This window comes from Nocardioides conyzicola, assembly GCF_039543825.1.
GTDB lineage: Bacteria > Actinomycetota > Actinomycetes > Propionibacteriales > Nocardioidaceae > Nocardioides > Nocardioides conyzicola.
The window spans coordinates 1,808,787-1,833,372 of record NZ_BAABKM010000002.1 but is presented as its reverse complement, the minus strand read 5'-3'; the positions used below and the strand labels follow the sequence as shown (position 1 = coordinate 1,833,372).

Below are 24,586 nucleotides of genomic sequence, written 5' to 3'. Positions count from 1 at the left end.
CGCCGACTCTAGGCGAGGCGGGTCACCGCTGAGGTCGCGCTGCCCACCACGACAGCAGGGCCTGCTTGGCGGCGTCGGGCTCGACCAGGCCCTGGTCGAGCCGGAGCTCCATCAGGAACTTGTACGCCTCCCCGACCTCCCGGCCCGGGCCGACACCGAGCAGCTCCATGATCTGGTTGCCGTCGAGGGCCGGGCGCAGCGACGCCAGCTCCTCCTCCTCGGAGAGGCGGGCGATCCGGTCCTCGAGCTCGTCGTACGTCCGGCTCAGCCGGTCCGCCTTGCGCTTGTTGCGGGTCGTGCAGTCGGCGCGGGTCAGGATGTGCAGCCGCTCGAGCTGGTCGCCGGCGTCGCGCACGTAGCGGCGTACGGCGGAGTCGGTCCACTCACCGGACCCGTAGCCGTGGAAGCGCAGGTGCAGCTCGACCAGCTCGCTCACCGCGTCGATCTGGTCGTTGGAGAAGCGCAGCGCCTTCATCCGCTTGCGGGTCATCTTGGCGCCGACCACGTCGTGGTGGTGGAAGGTGACCGTGCCGTCGTCGACGAAGCGCCGCGTCCGCGGCTTGCCGATGTCGTGCATCAGCGCGGCAAAGCGCGACACGAAGTCCGGCCCGCCTCCGGGCAGCCGGTCCTCGAGGTCGATCGCCTGCTCCAGCACGGTGAGCGTGTGCTGGTAGACGTCCTTGTGCCGGTGGTGCTCGTCGCGCTCCAGCGCCAGCGCCGGGAGCTCGGGCAGCACGTGCTCGGCCAGCCCGGTCTCGACGAGGAGGGTCAGGCCCAGCCGTGGGTACGGCGCGCACACCAGCTTGACCAGCTCGTCGCGCACCCGCTCGGCGGAGATGATCTCGATCCGTGCGGCCATCGCCGTCATCGCCGCCACCACCGCGGGGTCGACCGCGAAGCCCAGCTGGGCGGCGAACCGCGCCGCACGCATCATCCGTAGCGGGTCGTCCGAGAACGAGTCCTCCGGTCGGCCGGGCGTGCGCAGCACGCGGTGCGCGAGGTCGACCACGCCGCCGTACGGGTCCTCGATCTCGCGGCCCGGCAGGCGGACCGCCATCGCGTTCACCGTGAAGTCGCGCCGGCCCAGGTCGCCGCCGAGGTGGTCGCCGAAGTCGACGTTCGGGTTGCGGGAGGAGGGGTCGTACGTCTCCGAGCGGTACGTCGTGATCTCGACCTGCCAGTCGCCCTTGCGGCACCCGATCGTGCCGAACGCACGGCCCATGTCCCAGATCGCGTCGGCCCAGCCCTTGAGCAGCCGCTCGGTCTGCTCGGGTCGTGCGGACGTCGTGAAGTCGAGGTCGTTGTGGTGCCGCCCGAGCATGGCGTCGCGGACCGGTCCGCCGACCAGCGCCAGCTCGTGCCCGGCCTCGGTGAACCGGCGGCCGAGGTCGTCGATGACCGGCGCGATCCGGTCCAGCTCGGCGGTGACGGAGCGCTGGACCTCGGCGATCTGGAGAGGCGGGAGCGGGGCGTCGGACACGGGAGACGAGTCTAGAGGTCGCGGGCCCGGGGGCCCGATTCGCACAGGGACGGCCAGTAGAGTCGGCGCGTGCATCGACCGTCGCTGTTGCCTGCCCTCGTGGCGACGGCGTTCGCAGGCACCCTCATCGCCACGTCAGGAGTGCCGGCCGCAGGAGCCGCGGAGGCCGCATCCCGCCCGGCCGCCGCACACCGGGCCGCGGACGAGGCGCCGCTCACGGTCACCATCGACCGGCTCACCCCGTCCGCGCTGCCGCGCAAGGGACCGATCCGGGTCAGCGGCTCGGTGACCAACGTCGACGACGAGACCTGGACCGCGATCAACCTCTACCCGATGGTCTCGAGCGTCCCGATCACCAGCACCGCGGAGCTGGCCGAGCAGGCCGACACCGACGCCGAGGACCCGGTCGGCGAGCGGATCACGGACCCGGGGCCGTACAAGACCATCGACGAGCTCGCCCCCGGCCAGACCATGCAGTACTCCTTCTCGGTCCCGCGTGGTCGCATCAACACCAGGATCTCCGGTGACCCGGGGGTCTACTGGTTCGGCGTGCACGCCCTCGGCTCGAGCTCGAGCGGCCGGGTCCCGGGGGCCGACGGCCGGGCCCGCACGTTCGTGCCGCTGGTCCCCGACAAGACGACGCGCACCGTCGACACCGCCCTGGTGGTCCCCATCCGCCGGGGCATCACCCACGACGCCGACGGCACCCTCGCCGACCTGGCCGGCTGGACCCGCACGCTCGCGCCCCAGGGTCAGCTGCGCAAGCTGGCCGACTTCGGCGCCGCCGCCGGCGATCGCCCGCTGACCTGGCTCGTGGACCCGGCGGTCACCGACGCGGCCACCCGCCTGGCGGACGGCAACCCGGCGCGGTCGATCGCACCGACCGACGACGACACCGAGGACCCGGACGGCGAGGCGTCGGCCAGCCCGTCCGACGATCCGACCGAGGAGCCGTCGGACGGGGCGTCCGACGACGCGGAGCCGGAGGACCCCGAGGTCGCGGCCGCGGCGGTCGCGGCGTCCGACTGGCTGGACCGCCTGCACACCGGGCTCGAGGGCAGCGAGGTCCTCGGCCTGCCGTACGGCGACCTCGACGTCGCCGGCGCCGCGTCCCAGGAGCCCGAGGCCTACACCCGGGCCCGCAAGCGGACCGGCACCGAGCTGGCTCCCTGGGGGCTGCCGGTCACGCCGGCCGTGTCGGGGTACGGCGGCTACCTCTCTCCCGCGGCGCTGTCGATGATCGACCCGGGCACCGACGTCCTCGTCACCGACCAGATGTTCCGCGGCCGGGCTCCCTCGGTCGCGCAGACCGACGGCCACGCGCTGGTGGTGACCTCGTCCGGCGCGGCCTCCGGCGGCCCGGGCCCGACCGACGCGATGTCGCCGCTCGCCGTACGGCAGCGCATCGTCAGCGAGGCCGCCCTGCGCCTGCTGACCCCGGGGCGGCCGCCCCTGGTCGTCCTGCTGCCGTCGACGTGGGCACCGGCGTCGAGCGCCGGCTTCTTCGACGGGCTCGACCTGGACTGGCTGCACCTCACCACCGTCAAGGAGATCTCCGAGCAGCCGGCGCGCGCGGTCGAGAGCGACCGGCTCGACTACCCCGACGAGCAGAGCAGCGCCGAGCTCGGCGCCGTCGACTTCGCGGCGGCCGCCGGCCTCACCCGGTCCGGCGACATCCTGCAGAACCTGCTCACGCTCAACAACGAGGTCGGCGGCACCGTCCGCGACGAGGCGATGACCGACATCTCGTACACCGACCGCCGCCGACCGCTCTCCAGCCGGGCGTCGGCCTCCCGCTCGCGCGCCTGGATCGACGACCGGCTGGGCGCGGTGACGGTGACGGCGCCCGAGGCGGTCATCCTGTCCAGCGGCAGCGGCCGCTTCTCCGCCACCATCACCAACACGCTGGACCAGCCGGTGACGGTCCGGCTCGAGGTGCTCTCCGACCCGCAGGTCCGGGTGTCGGTGCCCGACTCCGACGTGCAGATCGGACCGGGCGCCCGGAACACGGTCCTGCTCAAGGCGTCCTCCGACGCGGTCGGCGTCCGCAACATCACCCTCCTGCTCACCGACACCGAGGGCACGTCGATCGGCTCGTCGGACTCGCTGCCGATCCGGTCCAACCAGGTCAGCAACGTGATCTGGCTGATCCTCGGCACCGGGATCGCGCTGCTCTTCGCGACGATCGCGCTGCGGTTGTTCCGCCGGATCCGCGCGGCGGCCAGGTCGGCATGACGACCTTCGACGACGAGCGTCCCGAGGAGGAGCGCGAGCGCGTCCTCGCCAACAGCGCGGTGATGGCCGCGGGCACCGTCGTGTCGCGGATGAGTGGGTTCGTGCGCTCGGCGCTGCTGGCGGCGGCCCTCGGCGCCTACCTGCACGCCGACCTCTTCAACATCGCCAACACGATCCCCAACATGCTCTACATCCTGCTGGCCGGCGGGGTCGTGAACGCCGTCCTCGTGCCCCAGCTGGTGCGGGCGATGCGCCACGACCCGGACGGCGGCGAGGCGTACACCAACCGGATCGTCACGCTGGCCGGCCTGTTCCTGGGCATCGTCACCGTGCTCCTCGTCGTGGCGGCGCCGTGGGTGATGAAGGTCTTCCTCGCGCCGTGCTACGACAACGCGAGCATGGCGGCCCAGCGCGACTCCGTCGTCATGTTCGCCCGCTTCTGCCTGCCGCAGGTCTTCTTCTACGGCATGTTCGTGCTCGTCGGGCAGATCCTGAACTCCCGCGGCCGGTTCGGTCCGATGATGTGGGCGCCGATCGCCAACAACGTCATCTCGGTCGCCGTCCTGGTGATCTACCTGTTCGCCTTCGGCCCGGCCAAGGGGTCCGAGCTCTTCGGCGCGTTCAGCTCGCAGCAGGAGCTGCTCCTCGGCCTCGGCTCGACCCTCGGGATCGCCGCCCAGTTCCTGATCCTGGTGCCCTACCTGCGATCGGCCGGCTTCCGCTACCGGCCGCGGTTCGACTTCCGCGGCACCGGGCTCGGGCACACGCTGCGGCTCGGGGTGTGGACCGTCCTGTTCGTCATCGTCAACCAGATCGCCTACACCGTCGTCGTCCGACTGGCGTCGAGCGGTACGGCGTCCTGCACGGGCCACAGCACCGACGGCACCGGCTACACGGTCTACTCGCAGACGTTCCTGATCATGATGGTGCCGCACTCGATCGTCACCGTGTCGCTGGCGACCGCGATCCTCCCGCGCCTCGCCGGCCGCGCCGCGTCGGGCGACCGGACGGGCATGGCCCGGACGCTGTCGGAGACCCTGCGCAGCGCCCTGGCCGTGGTCGTCCCGTTCGCCCTGCTGGTCCCGCTGGTCTCCGTGGACGTCGCCCACGTGATCTGGGGGTACGGCGCGGCCGCCGACGCGTTCGCGGCGTACGCCCCGTCGCTCTCGCTCTTCGGCGTCGGGCTGGTGTTCTTCACCGTCCACTACCTGATGCTGCGTGGCTTCTACGCCCTGGAGCGCAACCGGACGGTCTTCTGGATCCAGTGCGCGGTCGGGGTCACCAACGTCGTCGCGGCCGTGCTGCTGGTCCGCGCCACCGACGCCGAGCACACCTCGCCCGCCCTCGTCCTCGCCTACACCGCGGCGTACGCCGTCGGTGCCGCCGTCTCGTACGCCGTGCTCCGCCGGCTGCTCGGCGGCCTGCGCACGCCGACCCTGCTCCGCTTCCTCGCGCGGCTGCTGGTCGCAGCCGGCATCGCGACGGCCGCGGCCGGGGGGGTCGCGTACCTGCTCGACCAGCTCGACGGCGAGCCGAGCCGGCTGATGGCAGTCGTGGCGCTGGTCCTCGTCGGCACCGTCGACCTGCTCTTCTTCATCGGCGTCGCGCGGATCCTCCGGCTGCAGGAGGTGACCGCCGTGGTCGACACGATCACGCGTCGGCTTCCCCTCCCACGTCGACACTGACGTCGCCCTACGATGGCCCCAGGGCCAGCGAGGGCCCGTGTTCCGGGCAACCGACGAGGGGAGCTGAGTGCCGAGCTCGATCCGGCCCGGCGACGTGCTCGCCGACCGGTACCGCCTGGTCGACCTGCTCACCGAGAGCGGGGGCGGCCGGTTCTGGCGCGCCCACGACCGGGTGCTCGAGCGCCACGTCGCCCTGCACGTGATCCCCGAGGACGACGAGCGAGCGGGTGCCCTCCTGGACGCCGCCCGCCGCTCGGCGACCGTCCACGACCGTCGGCTGCTGCGGGTGCTCGATGCCGACCAGGCCGACGGGCTCTGCTACGTCGTCAACGAGTGGGGCTCGGGTGACTCGCTCGACATCATGCTGGCGTCCGGTCCCCTGGGACCCCGGCGCGCAGCCTGGCTGGTGTCCGAGGTGGCCGGCGCGGTCGCGGCCGGGCACGAGGTCGGTGTCTCCCACGGCCGGCTGATCCCCGAGAACGTGATCGTCGACAACACCGGGGGGGTCCGGCTCATCGGCTTCGCGGTCGACGCCGCCATGCACGGGCTCCCCGCCGGGCGCGTGTCGACGGACGTCGCCGACCTCGGGGGCCTCCTCTACTGCGCGCTCACCGGCAGGTGGCCCGGTGTGTCGTCCTCGGCCCTGCCCGACGCCCCGCTCGAGCAGGGGCGCGTGCTGCGCCCCCGACAGGTCCGCGCGGGCATCCCCCGGCCGCTCGACACGTTGTGCGACGAGGTGGTCAACCCCTACTCGGGGCCCGCCGGAGCACGGCTCCGCGAGCTCCACGACGTCGCGTCGGCACAGGGCATCGCCGACTACCTGGGCGCGTTCGTCGGGGACCCCGCGGGGCTGGTCGAGGCGGAGGCCGCTGCCGGCCACCGCGACCGCACCGAGGTCATCGCCCTGCCCCCGCTGCCCGACCCTCCGGCGCGCGACGAGGACCCGGCTCCCGAGGCGCCACCCGAGCCAGAGCCAGAGCCCGAGCCGCAGCCCGTGGAGCCGTCGACCGAGCTGCCGACCCAGGCCGGGCTGCCGATCTTCGACGACGAGTCGGACGACGTCTCCTGGCTGGACCGGCCGGGCGAGCCGGCGCCCCCGCCGCCGCCGTTCGAGGAGCCGCCCGAGCGCCCGCTCTTCGCCCCCTCACCGTCGGGCGGTGAGCCGGTGCGCACCCCGCGGCCGGGTTCGCGACCGGCCGCGGAGCCGATCCACCTCGCCCCCACCCCTCCTCCGGCGCCCAGCGCACGAGGCGGCTTCTGGCCCTGGGACACCGGCACGGGGGCCCTTCCCGCCACCGAGGACCCCGCCGACGACGTCCCGGGTCGCAGCTGGCTGCGCCTCGCCGGCGTCATCGCCGCGGCGGTCCTGCTCCTGGTGGCCGTCGTCGTCGCCTACAACCTCGGCCGCGGCCGGACCCCGCTCGGCGCGCTGCCCGACGACGACACCACGCCCAGTCGTACGCCGTCCAGCTCGCCGTCGAGCTCGCCGCTGGGCAGCCCCATCACCGGCGTCACGGCCACCGACTTCGACCCGCAGGGCGACCCGCCGGAGGAGAACCCGGACCTCGCCCCGCTCGCCGTCGACGGCGACCGCACCACGGCGTGGCGCACCCTGACCTACGAGCAGAACCTCGGCCCCGGTGGCATCAAGACCGGCGTCGGCCTGGTCCTCGACCTCGGCGCCTCGCACGCGGTCAGCGCCGTCGACCTCAGCCTCCTCGGCTCCCCGACCGACGTCTCCCTCTACCTCACCGACACCGCGCCGACCAAGGTCGCCGGCCTGACCCCGGTGGCGACCACCTCGATGACCGGCGAGCGCGACCGGGTCGAGCTCACCGCCCCGGCCTCCGGACGCTACCTCACGGTCTGGCTGACCTCGCTGCCCCAGGTCCCCGGCGGGTTCCAGGGCCAGGTCGCCGAGGTCGTCGTCCGCGGATGACCGACCTGAGCGAGGCCGCCGACGCCGACCTGCTCGCGGCCCACGTCGCCGGTGACCCCGAGGCGTTCGGCATCCTCTTCACCCGGCACCGGGACCGGCTCTGGGCGGTCGCGCTGCGGACGATGGGCAACCGTGAGGACGCCGCCGACGGCCTGCAGGACGGCCTCGTCGCGGCGTACCGCCGGGCCGGCACGTTCCGCGGCGACGCGGCGGTGACGACCTGGCTGCACCGGGTCGTCGTCAACGCCTGCCTCGACCGGCTGCGGGCCGCGAAGGTACGCCGTACCGAGGTGCTCCCCGACGACCTCGAGGAGCGCGGCGACCGCGGCTCGCTGCGGTCCGCGACCGACGAGACCGCCGACCCGGCCGACCATGCCGGACGGGTCGAGCAGCGGACCCTGGTGCTGGACGCCCTGCGCACCCTCCCCGAGGAGCAGCGTGCCGCGCTGGTGCTCGTCGACATGGAGGGCTACCCCGTCGCGGAGGCGGCCGCGATGCTCGACTGCGCGGTCGGGACCGTGAAGTCCCGCTGCTCGCGCGGTCGGGCGCGGCTCGTCGAGCTGCTCGCGCCCCTGCTCGAGGACGGCGACCGTGACCGGCACGACACGCCGGCCCGGAACCCCGTGGTCCCGGCGCCCGTCGAACCCACTGACGCCCCGCGCGGCCCACCGGGCGCCGAGCGCTGACCACCGCCCGCCGAGACCTCCGAGGAGGTGACCACCCGTGTCCGACCCCGAGCTGACCCCCGCCGAGGAGCAGGTACGCCGGCTCCTGGCCGACGCCCGCCACGACGAGCCGCTGCCCGGCGAGGTCGCCGACCGGCTCGACCGGGTGCTCGCCGAGCTCCAGGGCGAGGACCGCCGTACGCCTCCTCCGGCCGACCTCGCCGCCCGTCGGCGGCGTCGCGCCGCTCGCAACCTGATCCTCGCCGCCGCTGCGGTGGTGGTCGTCGGGGTGGGCATCCGCACCGTCGACCCCACCGTCCTGGGCGGGCAGAGCGCTGACGACTCCGGCTCCGCGGGATCGGCCCTCGAGTCCGCGCCGAAGGACCAGGACGACGCCGGCGGCGGCCGAGCGGACCGCTACCTCCTCTCCCTCGTCGGACCGCCCGTCGTCCTGGGCTCCGAGGACTTCGACCGGCAGGTGCGTCGGCTGAACGGCGACCAGTACTCGGCCAACGCACCGGCCGCCCCCGCTCCCAGCGCGGCCAACCTCCAGTCGGGCGACGCCCCGACCACCGACGGGACCGAGCGGACCGGCCGGACCTGGTGCAACGACCCGGCCTGGGGCCGGGGCCAGCGCGTGGCGGTCCGGTACGACGGCGAGCGCGGGGTGCTGGTGCTGCGCACACCCGTCGACGACACCCGCCAGGTCGACCTGTTCCTGTGCGGGGAGTCGGCGCCGACGCGGTCCGCGACCGTCCCGGCGGGCTGAGGGAAGTTTCCTCACCTACGATCGGTTCTACTGGTGCCGCTCGACCCGACCGCGGCCACGCAATCCCTGCCTCGAGGAGAGTCGCCCTCCATGTCCGACACCGACGTCCGCAACGTCATCATCATCGGCTCCGGCCCGTCCGGCTACACCGCTGCCGTGTACGCCGCCCGCGCCAGCCTCCAGCCGCTGGTCTTCGAGGGCTCCGTCACCGCCGGTGGTGCGCTGATGAACACGACCGAGGTCGAGAACTTCCCCGGCTTCCGCGACGGCATCATGGGCCCGGCCCTCATGGACGAGATGCGCGCCCAGGCCGAGCGCTTCGGCGCCGAGATGATCGCCGACGACGTCATCGAGGTCGAGCTGGCCGGTGACATCAAGACGGTGAAGACCGCGACCGACACCTACCGGGCGCGCTCCGTGGTCCTGGCCATGGGCTCGGGCTACCGCAAGCTCGAGCTGCCCCGCGAGGACGAGCTGTCCGGTCGCGGCGTGTCCTGGTGCGCGACCTGCGACGGCTTCTTCTTCCGCGACCAGCACATCGCCGTGGTCGGCGGTGGCGACTCAGCGATCGAGGAGGCCACCTTCCTGACCCGCTTCGGCTCCAAGGTGTCGCTGATCGTGCGCCGCGACGAGCTCCGCGCCTCCAAGATCATGCAGGACCGTGCGTTCGCGGACCCCAAGCTCGAGATCATCTGGAACTCCAAGGTCGCCGAGATCAACGGCGCCGACCGCCTGGAGTCGCTCACGCTCGAGGACACCGTCACCGGTGCGACCACCAACCTGCCGGCGACCGGCCTCTTCATCGCGATCGGCCACGACCCGCGCTCGGAGCTGCTGCCCGGGCAGGTCGACCTCGACGACAACGGCTACGTCCTGGTGCAGCACCCGTCCACGGCCACCAACCTGCCGGGCGTGTTCGCGGCCGGCGACCTGGTCGACCACCACTACCGGCAGGCCATCACCGCCGCCGGCACCGGCTGCGCGGCGGCGCTCGACGCCGAGCGCTACCTGGCCGACCTCGACTTCAGTGCGGCGACCCCCGCGGACGCCCAGCACGCGGTCGCGGCCGGGGCGCTCGACGAGCGCGTCACGACCGCCGGGCTCTGACGCCGCGTCGTGGGGAACATCGACCCCACGCCTGGTGTTGAGTGATCAGACCTCCGAGTTCACCGAAGAAAGGATCCATCCGTGGGCAACATCAGTGCAGTGACCGACGCCGAGTTCGAGGCGCAGGTCCTCAAGTCCGACAAGCCGGTCCTCGTGGACTTCTGGGCGGAGTGGTGCGGCCCGTGCCGCCAGGTCGCCCCGATCCTCGACGAGATCGCGACCGCTCACGGTGACAAGGTCACCTTCTTCAAGATGAACGTGGACGAGAACCCGGTGACGCCCTCGTCGTACCGGGTGACCGGCATCCCGACGATCAACGTCTACCAGGGCGGCGAGGTCGTCAAGAGCATCGTCGGCGCCCGCCCGAAGGCGAAGCTCCTCGACGAGCTCTCCGAGTTCATCGCCTGATCTAGGTCAGCTTCGCTCGCGAGGCCCGGGTCGCCTTCGGCGCCGGGCCTCGTGCCGATTTCGGGCGCATCGCGCCGACCAGCCGCTCGAACGCGGACTCGACCTCGCCCTTCCAGGTGATGGCGGCGCGCAGGTCCATCCGCAGCCTCGGTGCCGTCGGGTGCGGCCGGTGCGTCTTGAAGCCCACGCTGCCGAGGAACTCCACCGGCAGCAGGCAGCGGCCCCCGCGGCCGGACGGGTCGCCGAAGGCCTCGACCGCCCCGATCCCGCCCCGTTGCACCAGGTCGCGGGCCATCCCCTGCACCAGCATCCGGGCCAGCCCTCCACCGCGGTACGCCGGCTCCACGTGCACGGTGGTGAGCAGCACCGCGTCCGACGAGACCGGCGCCGTCGGGAAGCCGGCCGCTCCGGGGACGAACGCCTCGGGCGCGTACATCGCGTAGCCGACGGGCACGTCGTCGACGAGCACGACCCGGCCGCACGAGCCCCACTCGCGGAGCACCTCCGAGACCCAGGCGTCCTTCTCCGCACAGGCGTCCGCGGCCCGCTCGCGGCGTACCGGGTCCAGCTCCCACAGGAGGCACGAGCGGCAGGGAGCCGTGAACTCCTCGAGATGATCGAGCGTCAGGCGGACCACCTTGCGCGACATCACACCTCCGTCCGGTGAAACCCCTACGCCATCGTAGGCACCGGCCTGTCAGGATGGCGTGGTGCGCAAGATCCGACAGAGCCGCAAGCTGCAGAACGTCCGTTACGACGTGCGGGGCCCGATCCTGCTCGAGGCCCAGCGGCTGGAGGCCGAGGGGCACCACATCCTCAAGCTGAACATCGGCAACACCGCGCCGTTCGGGTTCGACGCACCCGAGGCCATCGTGGCCGACATCGTGCACCACCTGCCGGACGCGCAGGGCTACAGCGACAGCCAGGGCATCTACCCGGCTCGCACGGCGGTCGCGCAGTACTACCAGAGCCACGGGCTGCGCGACGTCGGCGTCGACGACGTCTTCATCGGCAACGGCGTGTCCGAGCTGATCGGGATGGTGCTGCAGGCCTTCCTCGACGACGGCAACGAGATCCTCGTCCCGGCACCCGACTACCCGCTGTGGACAGGGGCGGTGACGCTGTCCGGCGGCACCGCGGTGCACTACGAGTGCGACGAGTCGAACGGGTGGAACCCCGACCTCGTCGACATCGAGGCCAAGATCACCGAGCACACGCAGGGCCTGGTGATCATCAACCCCAACAACCCGACCGGCGCGGTCTACAGCGAGGACGTCGTCAAGGGCCTGATCGACATCGCCCGCCGGCACGAGCTGGTGGTCTTCGCCGACGAGATCTACGAGAAGATCATCTTCGACGACGCGGTGCACCACCACGCCGCGACGTACGCCGGCAGCGACGTCCTGTGCCTCACCTTCTCCGGGCTGTCCAAGGCCTACCGCGTCTGCGGCTACCGCGCGGGCTGGCTGATGATCTCCGGGCCCAAGGAGGTCGCCGAGGACTTCCTCGAGGGCCTCACCCTGGTCGCCAACATGCGGATGTGCGCCAACGTCCCGGCCCAGCACGCCATCCAGACGGCACTGGGCGGCTACCAGTCCGTCGAGGAGCTGGTCGTGCCCGGTGGCCGCTTCTACGAGCAGAGCAAGCTCGCCAGCCGCCTCCTCAACGAGATCCCGGGCGTCAGCAACGTCGAGCCGATGGGGGCGCTCTACTGCTTCCCGCGGCTCGACCCCGAGGTCTACCCGATCGACGACGACGAGGCGTTCGTGATCGAGCTGCTGCGCGCCAAGAAGATCCTGGTGACGCACGGGACCGGCTTCAACTGGCCGCGCCCCGACCACTTCCGGTTGGTCACGCTGCCCGACGCTCATGTGCTCGAGGAGGCGATCGGCCGGATCGCCGAGTTCCTCGAGACCCGCCGCTGAACCGAGGAGCGCCATGCGTGACATCACCTATCCGCCCGTCATCGCCGCCGCCAAGACCGGCTTCCGGCTGCTGGGGCAGCGCTTCACGATGACCGGGACCGAGCACGTGCCGCGGACCGGCGGCGTGCTGCTCGCGTGCAACCACATCGGGTACGTCGACTTCGTGTACGGCGGCCTCGCCGCCAACCCGTCGGGCCGCCTGGTCAGGTTCATGGCCAAGCGCGAGCTGTTCGACCACAAGCTGGTGGGCCCGCTGATGCGCTCGCTGCACCACATCGAGGTCGACCGCGGCGCCGGCGAGGCGTCGTTCCGCACCGCCGTCGACTACCTGCGCCAGGGCGAGGCCGTCGGCATCTTCCCCGAGGCCACGATCTCCCGGTCCATGGAGCTCAAGGAGTTCAAGACCGGCGCCGTCCGGATCGCGGCGGAGGCCGGCGTACCCCTCGTCCCGGTCACCATGTGGGGCACCCAGCGGATGATGACCAAGGACCACCCCAAGGACTTCTCCCGCGGCAAGACGATCGCGATCACCGTCGGCGAGCCGCTGCACCCGACCGGAGCTGACCCGGTCGCGGAGACGGCCGAGCTCCGCGCCGCGATGACCGCGCTCCTCGACCGGACCATCCGGGACTACCCGGCGGCCGAGCAGCCGCCCGGCTCGTGGTGGCTGCCGGCGTCGTACGGCGGGAGCGCGCCGACTCCCGAGGAGGCGCTGCGGCTGGACGCCGCGGAGCGGCAGCGCCGGGCGGAGCGCAAAGCCAACAAGTCGACAAAGTGACTTATTGACTTACTGCTTTACCGCTTTGTCGCGGTGTAGCCGAGTCGATCAGATCGGGCGGTCGTTCGGCCGACGCGGGTCCATGATGTCGACGATCCGCTGCAGGTCGTCGATCGAGCCGAACTCGACGGTGACCTTGCCCTTGCTGCGGCCGAGGTCGATCTTCACCCGGGTCTCGAACCGGTCGGAGAGCCGCTCGGCCAGGTCGACCAGGCCCGGCGCGACGGGCTTCTTGCGCCCCACTCGGGGACCGGGGCCGTCGACGTCGCGCATCGCGACGATCTCCTCCAGCGCCCGCACGCTGATGCCCTCGGCGACCACCCGGGCCGCCAGCCGGTCCTGGACCTCCGGGTCGGAGATGGCGAGCAGGGACCGCGCGTGGCCGGCGGACAGGACACCGGCGGCGACCCGTCGCTGGACTGCCGGCGTCAGCTTCAGCAGGCGCAGTGTGTTGCTGATCTGGGGCCTCGAGCGGCCGATCCGGCTGGCCAGCTCCTCGTGGGTGCAGCCGAAGTCGTCGAGCATCTGCGCGTACGCCGCGGCCTCCTCGAGCGGGTTGAGCTGGGACCGGTGCAGGTTCTCCAGGAGCGCGTCCCGCAGCATGTCGATGTCGTCGGTCTCGCGCACGATGGCCGGGACCAGCTTCAGGCCGGCCTCCTGGGAGGCGCGCCAGCGACGCTCGCCCATGACCAGCTCGTAGTCGTCCGGCCCATGCCGGCGCACGACGATGGGCTGCAGCACCCCGATCTCCTTGATCGAGTGCACGAGCTCCGCCATCGCGTCCTCGTCGAAGACCTGGCGCGGCTGCACCCGGTTGGGCTGGATCAGCCCCACCGGGATCTCGGCGAAGTAGGCGCCGGCGACCGGCGCCAGACCGGAGACGTCCAGCTGTCCGGAGGTCCCGGCGCCCGACGGCGAGTCGCCGTGGGTCTCGTCCGGGCCCTCGGTGGTCGGCGGACCGGTCGGGATCAGCGAGCCGAGACCCCGGCCGAGGCCTCGACGTGGCGCGGGACGGCTGGCATTCATCTGTGGGCTCCCTGGACGGCGATCTCACGTGCGGCTTCGAGATAGGACAGGGCACCCGGTGACCCCGGGTCGTAGGTCATCACCGTCTGGCCGTACGACGGCGCCTCGGAGACCCGGACCGAGCGCGGGATGGCCGTCTTGAGCACCTGGTCGCCGAAGTGCTCGCGCACCTCCTCCGCGACGCCGGAGGCGAGGCGGGTGCGCCCGTCGTACATCGTGACGAGGATCGTGGAGACCTCGAGCGCCTGGTTGAGGTGCGCGCGGACCATCTCGACCGTCTCCAGCAGCTGCCCGAGCCCCTCGAGCGCGTAGTACTCCGCCTGGATCGGGATCAGCATCTCGTCGCCGGCGACCAGCGCGTTGAGGGTGAGGAGGCCGAGCGACGGCGGGCAGTCGATGAGCACGTAGTCGAAGCGGTCGTCCCCGACCTCGACCGCACTGCCCACCCAGGGGTGACCGTGAACGGCCTTGCGGAGCCGGCTCTCGCGCGCGACAACCGACACCAGCTCGATCTCGGCACCGGCGAGGTCGATGGTGGCGGGCACGGCCCACAGGTTGTCGATCTCCGACGATTCGCTCATCACGTCGACCAGGGGCTCGCCGTCGACGAGCGCGTCGTACGTCGACGGCACGCCACGGCGGTGCTCGACGCCGAGCGCCGTGGACGCGTTGCCCTGCGGGTCGAGGTCGATGACGAGCACCCGCTGCCCGAGCTGGGCGAGGCCGGCGGCGATGTTGACGGTGGACGTCGTCTTGCCGACACCGCCCTTCTGGTTGGCGACCACGAAGATCCGGGTCTTGCTCGGCCGCGCCATCGGCGGGCGCATCCGCGCTCCGTGTCGCGCGAGCATGCTGTGCTCGGCGGCCCGGGCGAGGGGGGTGGCGTGGTCGTCGTCGAAGGTGGGCGCAGCGGCCGCGATGTCCGCTGCGGTACGCACGCGGAAGCCCTCGGTGGCGACAGGTGAGCCGGTTTCACGTGAAACATCGACGCCCTCAGTCGAGCCTCTCTCCTGTGGAGAACCTAGCCCGATCTGTGGATAACCGCGCTCAGCGGCTGCCTTCGTGCCGGTGGAAAACTCTTCACCCGGATCGGCGTTCTCCGTCACGTGCTACGCCTCCGCTTCCCTGTCGACCGTCCACGACCCGATGACCCTGTCGATGTCCGGGGCGAGCCTGGACTCGTCGCAAGCGGCCAAGATACCCGGGTCGGGTCGGCCCAGGCCACCCGGAGGGCGACGGTGGGAGAAACCGGCCAGTCCGTGCCGAGCTCGTGCACCTCGGGAGCCCCACAGCCCCACCGAGCGAGCTCGGCGGCGGCGGCGGTGATTTCCTCTGCGACCGACGTGCCTTTCATCGCCACCAGGGCACCTGTCGGGGCGACGAGCGGCATCGACCACCCCAGCAACCGCTCGAGCGGCGCCACCGCCCGTGACGTCACGACGTCGAACGTCCGCGACCCGTGCAGCGCGTCGGCCCGGGCGCGCACCACCTCGACGTTGGACAGCTCCAGGTCGGCCACCACCTCCTCCAGGAAGGTCGTCCGCCGCAGGAGCGGCTCCACCAACGTCATCGTCAGGTCCGGGCGGGCGATCGCCAGCACCACGCCGGGCAGGCCGGCGCCCGACCCGATGTCGCACACGGTCGCGGCGTCCGGGATCAGCTCACCCAACAGTGCACAGTTGACGAGGTGACGGTCCCACAGACGCGGCGCCTCGCGGGGTCCGATCAGCCCCCGGAGCACGCCGTCGGTGGCGAGCAGCCCGGCGTACGCCTCCGCGAGGGGGAGCCGGGCAGACGGAAACGCCCTCCGCGCCACGGCGGGCATGGAGGGCGTTTCACGTGAAACATGGGGATCCATCGTCACCCCGGCAGCACCACGACGAACCGACGGGGCTCCACGCCCTCGGACTCGGAGGACAGGCCGGCGGCGGCCACGGCGTCGTGCACCACCTTGCGCTCGAACGGCGTCATCGCGGCCAGCGACAGCGGCTCACCCGACTCGCGGACCTTCGCCACCGACTCGTCGGCGAGCTTGACCAGCTCCTCGCGCTTGCGTGCCCGGAAGCCCGAGATGTCGAGCATCAGGCGGGTGCGCTCGCCGGTCTCCCGGTACACGGCCAGCCGGGTCAGCTCCTGCAGCGCCTCCAGGACCTCGCCGTTGCCACCCACGAGCTGCGACAGCTCGGCGCCCACGATCGACACCGCGGCGCGGTCACCGTCGACGTCGATGTCCAGGTCGCCGTCCAGGTCGGCGATGTCGAGCAGCTCCTCGAGGTAGTCGGCGGCGATGTCGCCCTCCTGCTCGAGCTCCTCGATCCGGGTCCGGGCCGGCACGCCGGCGTCCCCCGTCGGCTCCTGCTCGGTCGTGGTCTCGTCGATCGTGGTCTCGTCGGTCACGGTCTCGTCACTCATTCGTGCCTCCCTCGGGCTTCGGCTTGGGGGTGGGTCGCGGACCCTGCGACTTCTTGCGCTGCTCACGCGACTGCTTCTTGGGCTGCTGGCGCTTCGGCGCCTCGGGCTTCTCCTCGACCACCGGAGCGGCGAGCTCGGGCTCGACCGGCTTGCCGTGCTTCTCGGCCTTGGCGCGGTCCCGCTCCGCCTTCGCCTTCTCGGCAGCGGTGCCCGGAGCCGGGTTGTTGCGGATCACGTAGAACTGCTGGCCCATGGTCCAGAGGTTGGACGTGGTCCAGTAGAAGAGGACGGCGATCGGGAACGCGATGCCGCCGACCGCGAAGACGACGGGCAGCACGTACAGGAGCAGCTTCTGCTGCTGGGCGTACGGGCCACTGAGCGCATCCGCGGGCATGTTCTTGCTCATCAGCTGCCGCTGCGTCGTGAACGTCGTCGCCGTCATCGCGACCACGAGGATCGCCGCGACGATCATCACCGCGACGTCGCCGTCGGCCCGCAGGAAGGTGGACTTCAACGGGATGCCGAAGAGCTCGGCGTGCTGGAAGCTGTCCGCGAGGTCCTTGGTGATGAACGCCTTGCCGTCACCCCGAGCGGCGTGCTTGTCCAAGAGCCGGAACAGCGCCAGGAAGATCGGCATCTGGATCAGGAGCGGGAGGCACGAGGCGAACGGGTTGGTGCCGCTCTCCTTGTAGAGCTTCATCGTCTCCTGGGCGAGACGCTCACGGTCGTGGCCGTACTTCTTCTGCAGCTCCTTGACCTTGGGCTGGATCAACTGCATGTTGCGGCTGGACTTGATCTGCTTGACGAAGAGCGGGATCAGGGCCGCTCGCACCGTGAGCGTGAGCCCGATGATCGACAGCACCCAGACGAGCCCGCTGTCCGGGTCCATCCCGATCTCGGTGAACAGCCAGTGCCACGCGACCAGCACCGCCGAGATCACGTAGTAGAGCGGCGTCATGATCAGACCGCCGATATCGCCGAGGGCTCCCACGGATCAGGCTCCTTGCTGGGGTGAGGGACAGGGGCCCGCGTGACCGCGGGAAGACTCAGCCGGTGCGCGACGGGGCGGCACCGGGTCATAGCCACCGGCGGCCCACGGGTGGCACCGCCCGAGGCGGCGCACGGTCAGCCAGCTGCCACGCACGCTGCCGTGCGTGGTGACGGCTCCGAGCGCGTACGCCGAGCAGGACGGGTGATAACGACAGACCTGGCCGTACAACGGGCTGATCAGCAGGCGATAGGCCCGCAGCAGCCCGATCAACAACCACCGGATCGGGTCGTACCTCATGCCCTCGCCTCCGATCGCACCCGAGCAAGGCAACGGGTGAGGTCGATCGAGAGTTCCGCGTAGGACGCGGCCGCGGCCGCGGGCAGGGCCCTGACCACGAGCACAGCAGAGCCCGGGAGCGACGAAACGTGCTCCCGGGCGAGGTGTCGGAGTCGACGCTTCACGCGGTTGCGAACCACGGCGTTGCCCACCGCCTTGCTGACCACGAAGCCGATCCGGGGACCGGAGCCGCCCACCGCACCGGCCACCTCGTCAGCGAGGTGGACGACCACGGTGCGACTCCCGGCCCGCCGGCCGACGCGCACGGTCTGCTGGAAGGAAGCGCCGTCGGTGAGACGGTTGTCCGGCGGCAGCACGTGCCGGCCTGGCGCGGCGGGTCCCGCCGTCAGACCGCGAGGCTCTTGCGGCCCTTGCGGCGGCGCGAGGACAGGATCGAACGTCCCGCGCGGGTGCGCATCCGGAGGCGGAAGCCGTGCACCTTGTGCCGGCGGCGGTTGTTCGGCTGGTACGTACGCTTGCTCACGAGGTTCTCTCCATACTGGTTCAGGGCAGCCACACGGGCCGGGACGGCAGTGCCTGTTCTTCCTGGGGCTGAATCGCCTTTCGGCTGGCACCGCCCACCCACGAGATGACCCGACGGGTCGGCTGCTCTTCGTGGACATGCGGCACCGGTCGACACCGGGTGACCGAGCAACGGTACGCGCTGGCAATCCACAGGGTCAAACCCGCGCAGGCCCCCCGGGCCGTTGCCTGTGGATGACGGGTTGCCGCTGCCCTCCCAACCTTGTTACGTTCCAGTGGACCGAGGTTCCCCGCCGGCCTCGATCCGGACCGTATCAGCGAGTCGTGTGACGCCCGACACACTGGGACTAACAGGCCTCTGACCTGCATAAACGGTGCAAAGTCCGGGTCTGGGACGTGTCTCGGACCGGCTCTCTCCACAGCGGTGGAGTCGGGTTCACAACCTGTGGACAAAGTTGTGGACGCAACTCGACACCAGAGATCGACAGAGCAGCAGTAAGAAAGCGGGAGCGGTGGAGCAGCAGACCTCGGACCTCGGCGTCGCCTGGAGGGGCGTGGTCGACGACCTCCAGCCCAACCAGCGGGCCTGGCTCAGCGCCAGCGAGCCGGTCACCCTGCACGAGAGCACCGCCATCGTCGCGGTGCCCAACGACTTCACGCGCAACCAGCTCGAGGGCCGGCTGCGCGCGCAGCTCGAGGACGCCCTGAGCCTGCGCTTCGGTCGGGAGATCCGGATCGCGGTGACCGTCAACCCCGCGCTGGAGACCGAGCCGGTACCGACCTCCGAGGAACCCTTTCAGCCACAAAGCGACTTGTCGACAAATGTACAGATCGACTCGCAGCCCGTGGTCGCGACGCCCCCGCCGGCGCCCGAGCCGGCCGACGTCGGCCCTCGCCCGACATCGCTCGAGACCCGCCTCAACCCCAAGTACACGTTCGAGACGTTCGTCATCGGCTCGTCCAACCGATTCCCGCACGCGGCGGCCGTCGCCGTCGCCGAGGCGCCGGGCAAGGCGTACAACCCGCTCCTGGTCTACGGCGACTCCGGACTCGGCAAGACCCACCTGCTGCACGCGATCGGTCACTACGTGCGCTCCCTCTACACCTCCGCTCGGGTGCGGTACGTGTCGAGCGAGGAGTTCACCAACGAGTTCATCAACGCGATCCGCGACGACCGGCAGGACCGGTTCAAGCGCCGCTACCGCGACGTCGACGTGCTGCTGATCGACGACATCCAGTTCCTGGAGGGCAAGACCCAGACCCAGGAGGAGTTCTTCCACACGTTCAACACGCTGCACAACGCCAACAAGCAGATCGTGCTGACGTCCGACCGGGCGCCGAAGCGGCTCGAGGCGTTGGAGGACCGGCTCCGCAACCGCTTCGAGTGGGGCCTGATCACCGACGTCCAGCCCCCCGACCTCGAGACCCGGATCGCGATCCTGCGCAAGAAGGCCGCGATGGACCGGCTCACCGCTCCCCCGGACGTGCTCGAGTTCATCGCCTCCAAGATCCAGACGAACATCCGCGAGCTCGAGGGCGCGCTGATCCGGGTGACCGCGTTCGCGAACCTCAACCGGCAGGAGGTCGACATGACCCTGGCCGAGATCGTGCTCAAGGACCTGATCCCCGAGGGCGGCGAGCCCGAGATCACCGCCGCGCTGATCATCGCGCAGACCGCGGCGTACTTCGGGCTCTCCATCGAGGAGCTGACCGGGCCGAGCCGCGGCCGTCACCTGGTCATGGCCCGCCAGATCGCGATGTACCTGTGCCGGGAGCTCACCGACCTGTCGCTGCCCAAGATCGGTGCCCAGTTCGGCAACCGGGACCACACGACGGTCATGTACGCCGACCGCAAGATCAACCAGCTGCTCGCCGAGCGCCGCGCCGTCTTCAACCAGGTCAGCGAGCTCACCAACCGGGTCAAGCTGCAGGCCCGGCAGTCCTGACGCCCGACACTTTCCTGTCGTCCTCAGCCTGTGGACGACATGTGGGCTCACGTGACATCCGCACCCGTCGCCTGTGGACGCGCGGCTCCGACCGGGTGCGCTCCGCACGACCGTGCACACCCGACGGCGAGCAGAGCCGTGTGGTTCCACAGCCCCTGTGCACGTCGAATCGCCGCCCTGACCTGCACCGATCGAAGTTCTCCACAGTTTCCACCGTTGCTATGACTCCTCCGTACCTCTAGACCTATCGACTCCCCCGCAACACCCATCCGAGCTCCAACCTGGGGACAAACCCCCGGACCCCGGACCGGAAACCACACCGAACCTCCCGCTCGCGGTGCCTGCGTGGCAGGATTCACCTCCCACCTCGATCCACCCTCGATCCCTGGCCTACCCGTCCGACCCCGAAGGACCCATCGTGAAGTTCCGCGTCGAGCGCGACGTGCTCGCCGATGCTGTCGCCTGGGCAGCTCGCAGCCTCCCGGTCCGCCCGAGCGTCCCGGTCCTGGCCGGCCTCCTCATCGAGGCGACCGACGAGGGACTGGTGCTCTCCACCTTCGACTACGAGACCTCGGCGCGAGCGACGCTCAACGCGCAGGTCAGCGACGAGGGCCGCGCCCTGGTCAGCGGCCGGCTGCTCGCCGACATCTGCCGCAGCCTGCCGGCCAAGCCGGTGGACATGGTGATCGACGGCGCGCGGGTCTCGCTGACCTGCGGCTCGGCCCGCTTCAGCCTCCAGACGATGCCGGTCGAGGACTACCCCGCGCTGCCGGACATGCCGGCCGCCACGGGGACCGTCGACAGCGAGGGCTTCGCCCACGCCGTCGCCCAGGCGGTCACCGCCGCGGGCCGCGACGACATGCTGCCGGTGCTCACCGGCGTCCGGATCGAGATCGACGGCTCGACCATCTCGCTCCTCGCCACCGACCGGTTCCGGCTGTCCCACCGCGAGCTGAGCTGGAGCCCGCACACCCCGGACATCTCCGCAGCCGCCCTGGTCCCGGCCCGCGTGCTCGGTGACACGGCGAAGGCGCTGACCGCCGGCGGCGAGGTCACCATCGCGCTGGCCACGACCGGCACCGGTGAGGGCATCATCGGCTTCGAGGGCGACGCGCCCGGCGGACGGCGTCGTACGACGACCCGGTTGCTCGACGGCGAGTTCCCCAAGGTCCGCAGCCTGTTCCCCAGTGAGCACCTCACGACCGCGCTCGTCGACAAGACCGCGCTGATCGAGTCGGTCCGTCGCGTCTCCCTGGTCGCGGAGCGCAACACCGCGGTGCAGCTGGCATTCAGCGACGGGATGCTGACCCTGGACGCGGGCTCCGGCGACGAGGCCCAGGCGTCCGAGTCGATCGAGGCGAGCGTCAACGGCGAGGACATCACCACGGGCTTCAACCCGCAGTTCCTCCTCGACGGCCTGACCGTGATCGACCAGCAGGTGATCGAGCTGGCCTTCACCCAGGCGTCCAAGCCGGTCGTCCTCAGCGGGTCGACCGAGGGTGAGGCCGAGACGGCGTTCCGCTACCTGTTGATGCCGCGCCGACTGCTGTCGTGACCCACAGGTCCTAGGCTGTCAGCATGGACATCGGACTCGTCGGGCTGGGCAAGATGGGCGGCAACATGCGCACCCGTCTGCGCAACGCCGGCCACACCGTCATCGGTTACGACCGCAACCCCGACCTCGCCGACGCCGACAGCCTCGCTGCCATGGTCGAGCAGCTCCCGTCGCCCAAGGTCGTGTGGGTGATGGTGCCCGCCGGCGACCCGACCCGCAGCACCGTCGAGGAGCTCGGTGGACTGCTCGGCGAGGGCGACCTCGTCGTCGACGGCGGCAACTCGAAGTGGACCGACGACCAGCTCAACGCCGAGAAGCTCGCCGAGAAGGGCATCGGCTTCGTGGACTGCGGCGTCTCCGGTGGCGTCTGGGGTCTGCAGAACGGCTACGCGCTCATGGTCGGCGGCACCGACGCCGATGTGGCGAAGGTCCAGCCCGCCCTGGACGCGCTCAAGCCGGAGGACGGTGGCTTTGTGCACGCGGGCAAGAAGCCCGGCGCCGGCCACTTCGCCAAGATGGTCCACAACGGCATCGAGTACGCCATGATGCAGAGCTACGCCGAGGGCTGGGAGCTGCTCGAGAAGGTCGACCTCGTCGACAACGTCACCGAGGTCTTCGACTCGTGGCGCTCGGGCACCGTGATCCGCTCGTGGCTGCTCGACCTGCTGGTCGCGGCCGTCGAGGAGGACCCGCACCTCGACAAGATCGCCGGCTACGCCGAGGACTCCGGCGAGGGCCGCTGGACCGTCGAGGCCGCGATCGAGCACGCCGTACCGATGAACGTCATCGCCGCCTCGCTCTTCGCGCGCTTCACCTCGCGCCAGGAGGACAGCCCGGCGATGAAGGCGATCGCGGCGATGCGCAACCAGTTCGGCGGACACGCCGTGCACACGGAGCCGCCGCCCGGCGGCGACGCCGCCGGTCCCGCCTGACCGTCCGCCGACCGTGTACGTCGCCCACCTGTCGCTGCACGACTTCCGGTCCTACGCGACCGCGGACGTCGAGCTGGGACCTGGGGTGACGGCGTTCATTGGCCGCAACGGTCAGGGCAAGACCAACCTGGTCGAGGCGATCGACTACCTCTCGCGGCTGGCCTCCCACCGGGTCGCCGGCGACGCGCCGCTCGTCCGGTCCGGTGCCGAGCAGGCCGTGGTCCGCGCCGCGGTCGTGCGCGACGGACGGACCGCCGTGCTCGAGATCGAGATCAACCCCGGACGGTCCAACCGCGCCCGGGTCAACAAGTCGCCCCTCCCCCGGGCGCGGGAGCTGATCGGCCTGGTGCGCACGGTCGTCTTCTCGCCCGAGGACCTCACCCTCGTGAAGGGCGACCCGTCGGACCGCCGCCGGTTCCTCGACGACCTGCTGGTGCTGCGCACGCCGCGGCTGGCCGGCGTCCGGTCGGACTACGACCGGATCCTCAAGCAGCGCAACTCGCTGCTCAAGACCGCCGGCGCCGCGCGGCGCGGGTCGTCCAGCCAGGAGGGAGCGCTGTCGACCCTCGGCGTCTGGGACGACCACCTCGCCCGGACCGGTGCCGAGCTGCTCTCCGAACGGCTCGCGCTGGTCGACGCGCTGCGGCCGTACGTCGGCAAGGCCTACGAGACCGTCGCCCGGGGCGCCACCCGCGACGATGCGGACGTCGAGTACCGGTCGTCGTTCGACCTCGGCGGGCGCACGACGCGTGAGGAGCTCGCCGACGCGCTGCTCGCCGAGGTCGAGCGGCGCCGCAACGACGAGCTCGACCGCGGCATCTCGCTCGTCGGCCCCCACCGCGACGAGCTCCTGCTCAGCCTGGGCCACGGACCGGACGACCACCGCCTGCCGGTCAAGGGCTACGCCTCGCACGGGGAGTCCTGGTCGTTCGCGCTCGCGCTCCGGCTCGCGTCGTACGACCTGCTCCGTGCCGATGGCGACGACCCGATCCTGATCCTCGACGACGTCTTCGCCGAGCTCGACACCGAGCGTCGCGCCCAGCTCGCCGAGCTCGTCGCCGGCGCCGAGCAGGTGCTCGTCACGGCCGCGGTCGGCGCCGACGTGCCCGCGGCGCTGGCCGGGGTCCGGTACGCCGTGGGCGGCGGCGAGGTCGTCCGTGAGCAGTGACCCGCCCCCCGGGCAGGCACCCGGCGAGCAGCCCGGCCACGACCCGGACGGTCTCGACCTGGCGCGGTCGCTGACCCGCGCGACCGCGAAGTCGACGCCGAAGGCCCGCAAGCCGAAGCGCGCGGACTCGAAGTGGAGCCGCAACCGGGTCACCGGCGCGCACCCCGACGACCGCGACCCCCAGCTGCTCGACGACACCGTCTCGCGGCTGGTCGCCGACCACGGCTGGGACCTCGACCTGCGGGTGCAAGGTGTGTTCGGTCGCTGGGCCGAGCTCGTCGGGGCCGAGGTCGCCCAGCACTGCACGCCGGAGACCTTCGACGACGGGCGCCTCGTGGCGCGCACCGACTCGACGGCCTGGGCGATCCAGCTCCGGCTGCTGGCGCCGACCCTGGTCCGCCGCCTCAACGAGGAGCTCGGGCACGGGACGGTGACGGTGATCGAGGTCCTCGGCCCTCACGGCCCGACCTGGAAGAAGGGCCCGCGGTCGGCGCGCGACGGCCGCGGGCCGCGCGACACCTACGGCTGACCCGCCCAGGCTCGTCCAGAGACGATCTGGCGGGCCCGTCGGCGTACGGGGACCTGTCCGCACCCCTGCGAGGCCCCCCGATCGCCGCCCACGGGGCGCTACGGGCCCATTTTCCTCCACAGATCCCCCCTTCTCTGTGGGGCACACGTGGAATGCGGCCTTCTGAGGGCTATCATGGAGTCCGGCCGCAGAGCATTCGCACGCGGCCGTCTCCATG

The 24,586-nt window shown here is 71.5% G+C and carries 24 protein-coding genes; 14 read left to right on the top strand and 10 right to left on the bottom strand.

Annotated elements, in window-relative coordinates:
• Positions 1–22: 22 nt before the first annotated feature.
• Entirely contained in the window at positions 23–1,480 is a 1,458-nt protein-coding gene (locus tag ABEA34_RS11970) for a CCA tRNA nucleotidyltransferase (protein WP_425576872.1), read from the bottom strand.
• A 69-nt stretch (positions 1,481–1,549) separates the two neighbouring features.
• On the opposite strand from ABEA34_RS11970, the gene ABEA34_RS11965 reads away from it, so the two are divergent.
• The 7 genes from ABEA34_RS11965 to trxA all read left to right on the top strand — a co-directional run bounded on the left by ABEA34_RS11965 (position 1,550) and on the right by trxA (position 10,288).
• On the top strand, positions 1,550–3,715 hold the full coding sequence (locus tag ABEA34_RS11965) for a DUF6049 family protein (RefSeq protein WP_345521486.1): 2,166 nt from the start codon (positions 1,550–1,552) through the stop codon (positions 3,713–3,715).
• Positions 3,712–5,400, top strand: coding sequence for a murein biosynthesis integral membrane protein MurJ (gene murJ / locus ABEA34_RS11960; protein ID WP_345521485.1), 1,689 nt, complete (start codon positions 3,712–3,714; stop codon positions 5,398–5,400). Before ABEA34_RS11965 ends, murJ begins: the two co-directional genes overlap by 4 nt.
• A 67-nt stretch (positions 5,401–5,467) precedes the next feature.
• On the top strand, positions 5,468–7,339 hold the full coding sequence (locus tag ABEA34_RS11955; RefSeq protein WP_345521484.1) for a protein kinase family protein: 1,872 nt from the start codon (positions 5,468–5,470) through the stop codon (positions 7,337–7,339).
• Positions 7,336–8,025, top strand: coding sequence for an RNA polymerase sigma factor SigM (sigM, locus tag ABEA34_RS11950; RefSeq protein WP_345521482.1), 690 nt, complete (start codon positions 7,336–7,338; stop codon positions 8,023–8,025). Before ABEA34_RS11955 ends, sigM begins: the two co-directional genes overlap by 4 nt.
• A gap of 37 nt (positions 8,026–8,062) precedes the next feature.
• On the top strand, positions 8,063–8,773 hold the full coding sequence (locus ABEA34_RS11945) for a hypothetical protein (RefSeq protein ID WP_345521481.1): 711 nt from the start codon (positions 8,063–8,065) through the stop codon (positions 8,771–8,773).
• 90 nt (positions 8,774–8,863) lie between these two features.
• A complete protein-coding gene (trxB, locus tag ABEA34_RS11940; RefSeq protein WP_345521480.1) occupies positions 8,864–9,880 on the top strand; it encodes a thioredoxin-disulfide reductase in 1,017 nt (338 codons plus the stop codon).
• 81 nt (positions 9,881–9,961) lie between these two features.
• Positions 9,962–10,288 carry a thioredoxin gene (gene trxA, locus ABEA34_RS11935; protein WP_345521479.1) on the top strand — a complete coding sequence of 109 codons (327 nt, stop codon included), beginning with the start codon at positions 9,962–9,964 and terminating at the stop codon, positions 10,286–10,288.
• Position 10,289: 1 nt separating this feature from the next.
• On the opposite strand, the gene ABEA34_RS11930 is transcribed toward trxA, so the two are convergent.
• A complete protein-coding gene (locus tag ABEA34_RS11930; RefSeq protein ID WP_345521478.1) occupies positions 10,290–10,937 on the bottom strand; it encodes a GNAT family N-acetyltransferase in 648 nt (215 codons plus the stop codon).
• 61 nt (positions 10,938–10,998) lie between these two features.
• On the opposite strand from ABEA34_RS11930, the gene ABEA34_RS11925 reads away from it, so the two are divergent.
• Complete coding sequence (locus ABEA34_RS11925) at positions 10,999–12,213, top strand: pyridoxal phosphate-dependent aminotransferase (protein ID WP_345521477.1); 1,215 nt, start codon at positions 10,999–11,001, stop codon at positions 12,211–12,213.
• Positions 12,214–12,226: 13 nt separating this feature from the next.
• Positions 12,227–12,991: a lysophospholipid acyltransferase family protein gene (locus ABEA34_RS11920; protein WP_345521476.1), complete on the top strand. Its 765-nt coding sequence runs from the start codon at positions 12,227–12,229 to the stop codon at positions 12,989–12,991.
• Between the two features lie 48 nt (positions 12,992–13,039).
• Here the strand turns inward: ABEA34_RS11920 and ABEA34_RS11915 are convergent, their stop codons facing one another.
• The 8 genes from ABEA34_RS11915 to rpmH all read right to left on the bottom strand — a co-directional run bounded on the left by ABEA34_RS11915 (position 13,040) and on the right by rpmH (position 18,240).
• A complete protein-coding gene (locus ABEA34_RS11915; protein WP_345521475.1) occupies positions 13,040–14,017 on the bottom strand; it encodes a ParB/RepB/Spo0J family partition protein in 978 nt (325 codons plus the stop codon).
• Positions 14,014–14,955, bottom strand: coding sequence for a ParA family protein (locus tag ABEA34_RS11910; RefSeq protein WP_345521474.1), 942 nt, complete (start codon positions 14,953–14,955; stop codon positions 14,014–14,016). The genes ABEA34_RS11915 and ABEA34_RS11910 overlap by 4 nt, the downstream gene beginning before the upstream one ends.
• 164 nt (positions 14,956–15,119) lie before the next feature.
• The gene (gene rsmG / locus ABEA34_RS11905; RefSeq protein ID WP_345521473.1) at positions 15,120–15,842 is read right to left on the bottom strand and encodes a 16S rRNA (guanine(527)-N(7))-methyltransferase RsmG; all 723 of its coding nucleotides are present in this window, start codon (positions 15,840–15,842) and stop codon (positions 15,120–15,122) included.
• 35 nt (positions 15,843–15,877) lie between these two features.
• The gene (locus ABEA34_RS11900) at positions 15,878–16,429 is read right to left on the bottom strand and encodes a Jag family protein (protein WP_345521472.1); all 552 of its coding nucleotides are present in this window, start codon (positions 16,427–16,429) and stop codon (positions 15,878–15,880) included.
• Positions 16,422–17,387: a membrane protein insertase YidC gene (gene yidC, locus ABEA34_RS11895; protein WP_425576884.1), complete on the bottom strand. Its 966-nt coding sequence runs from the start codon at positions 17,385–17,387 to the stop codon at positions 16,422–16,424. The genes ABEA34_RS11900 and yidC overlap by 8 nt, the downstream gene beginning before the upstream one ends.
• Positions 17,388–17,423: 36 nt before the next feature.
• Positions 17,424–17,717 (bottom strand): membrane protein insertion efficiency factor YidD, encoded by a 294-nt coding sequence (gene yidD / locus ABEA34_RS11890; RefSeq protein ID WP_345521470.1) that lies wholly within the window; start codon positions 17,715–17,717, stop codon positions 17,424–17,426.
• Positions 17,714–18,073 carry a ribonuclease P protein component gene (gene rnpA, locus ABEA34_RS11885; protein WP_345521469.1) on the bottom strand — a complete coding sequence of 120 codons (360 nt, stop codon included), beginning with the start codon at positions 18,071–18,073 and terminating at the stop codon, positions 17,714–17,716. Before rnpA ends, yidD begins: the two co-directional genes overlap by 4 nt.
• Before the next feature lie 29 nt (positions 18,074–18,102).
• The gene (rpmH, locus tag ABEA34_RS11880) at positions 18,103–18,240 is read right to left on the bottom strand and encodes a 50S ribosomal protein L34 (protein ID WP_056156542.1); all 138 of its coding nucleotides are present in this window, start codon (positions 18,238–18,240) and stop codon (positions 18,103–18,105) included.
• Positions 18,241–18,751: 511 nt separating this feature from the next.
• Here rpmH and dnaA point away from each other — a divergent pair.
• From dnaA to ABEA34_RS11855, 5 genes are all read left to right on the top strand, one after another.
• Positions 18,752–20,185 carry a chromosomal replication initiator protein DnaA gene (gene dnaA / locus ABEA34_RS11875; RefSeq protein WP_425576871.1) on the top strand — a complete coding sequence of 478 codons (1,434 nt, stop codon included), beginning with the start codon at positions 18,752–18,754 and terminating at the stop codon, positions 20,183–20,185.
• A gap of 418 nt (positions 20,186–20,603) precedes the next feature.
• A complete protein-coding gene (gene dnaN / locus ABEA34_RS11870) occupies positions 20,604–21,740 on the top strand; it encodes a DNA polymerase III subunit beta (protein ID WP_345521468.1) in 1,137 nt (378 codons plus the stop codon).
• 23 nt (positions 21,741–21,763) lie between these two features.
• Positions 21,764–22,672 (top strand): phosphogluconate dehydrogenase (NAD(+)-dependent, decarboxylating), encoded by a 909-nt coding sequence (gene gnd, locus ABEA34_RS11865; RefSeq protein WP_345521467.1) that lies wholly within the window; start codon positions 21,764–21,766, stop codon positions 22,670–22,672.
• Positions 22,673–22,685: 13 nt separating this feature from the next.
• Positions 22,686–23,840, top strand: a complete 1,155-nt coding sequence (gene recF, locus ABEA34_RS11860; RefSeq protein WP_345521466.1) for a DNA replication/repair protein RecF — start codon at positions 22,686–22,688, stop codon at positions 23,838–23,840.
• Positions 23,830–24,369, top strand: coding sequence for a DciA family protein (locus ABEA34_RS11855; protein WP_345521465.1), 540 nt, complete (start codon positions 23,830–23,832; stop codon positions 24,367–24,369). Before recF ends, ABEA34_RS11855 begins: the two co-directional genes overlap by 11 nt.
• Positions 24,370–24,586: the final 217 nt, after the last annotated feature.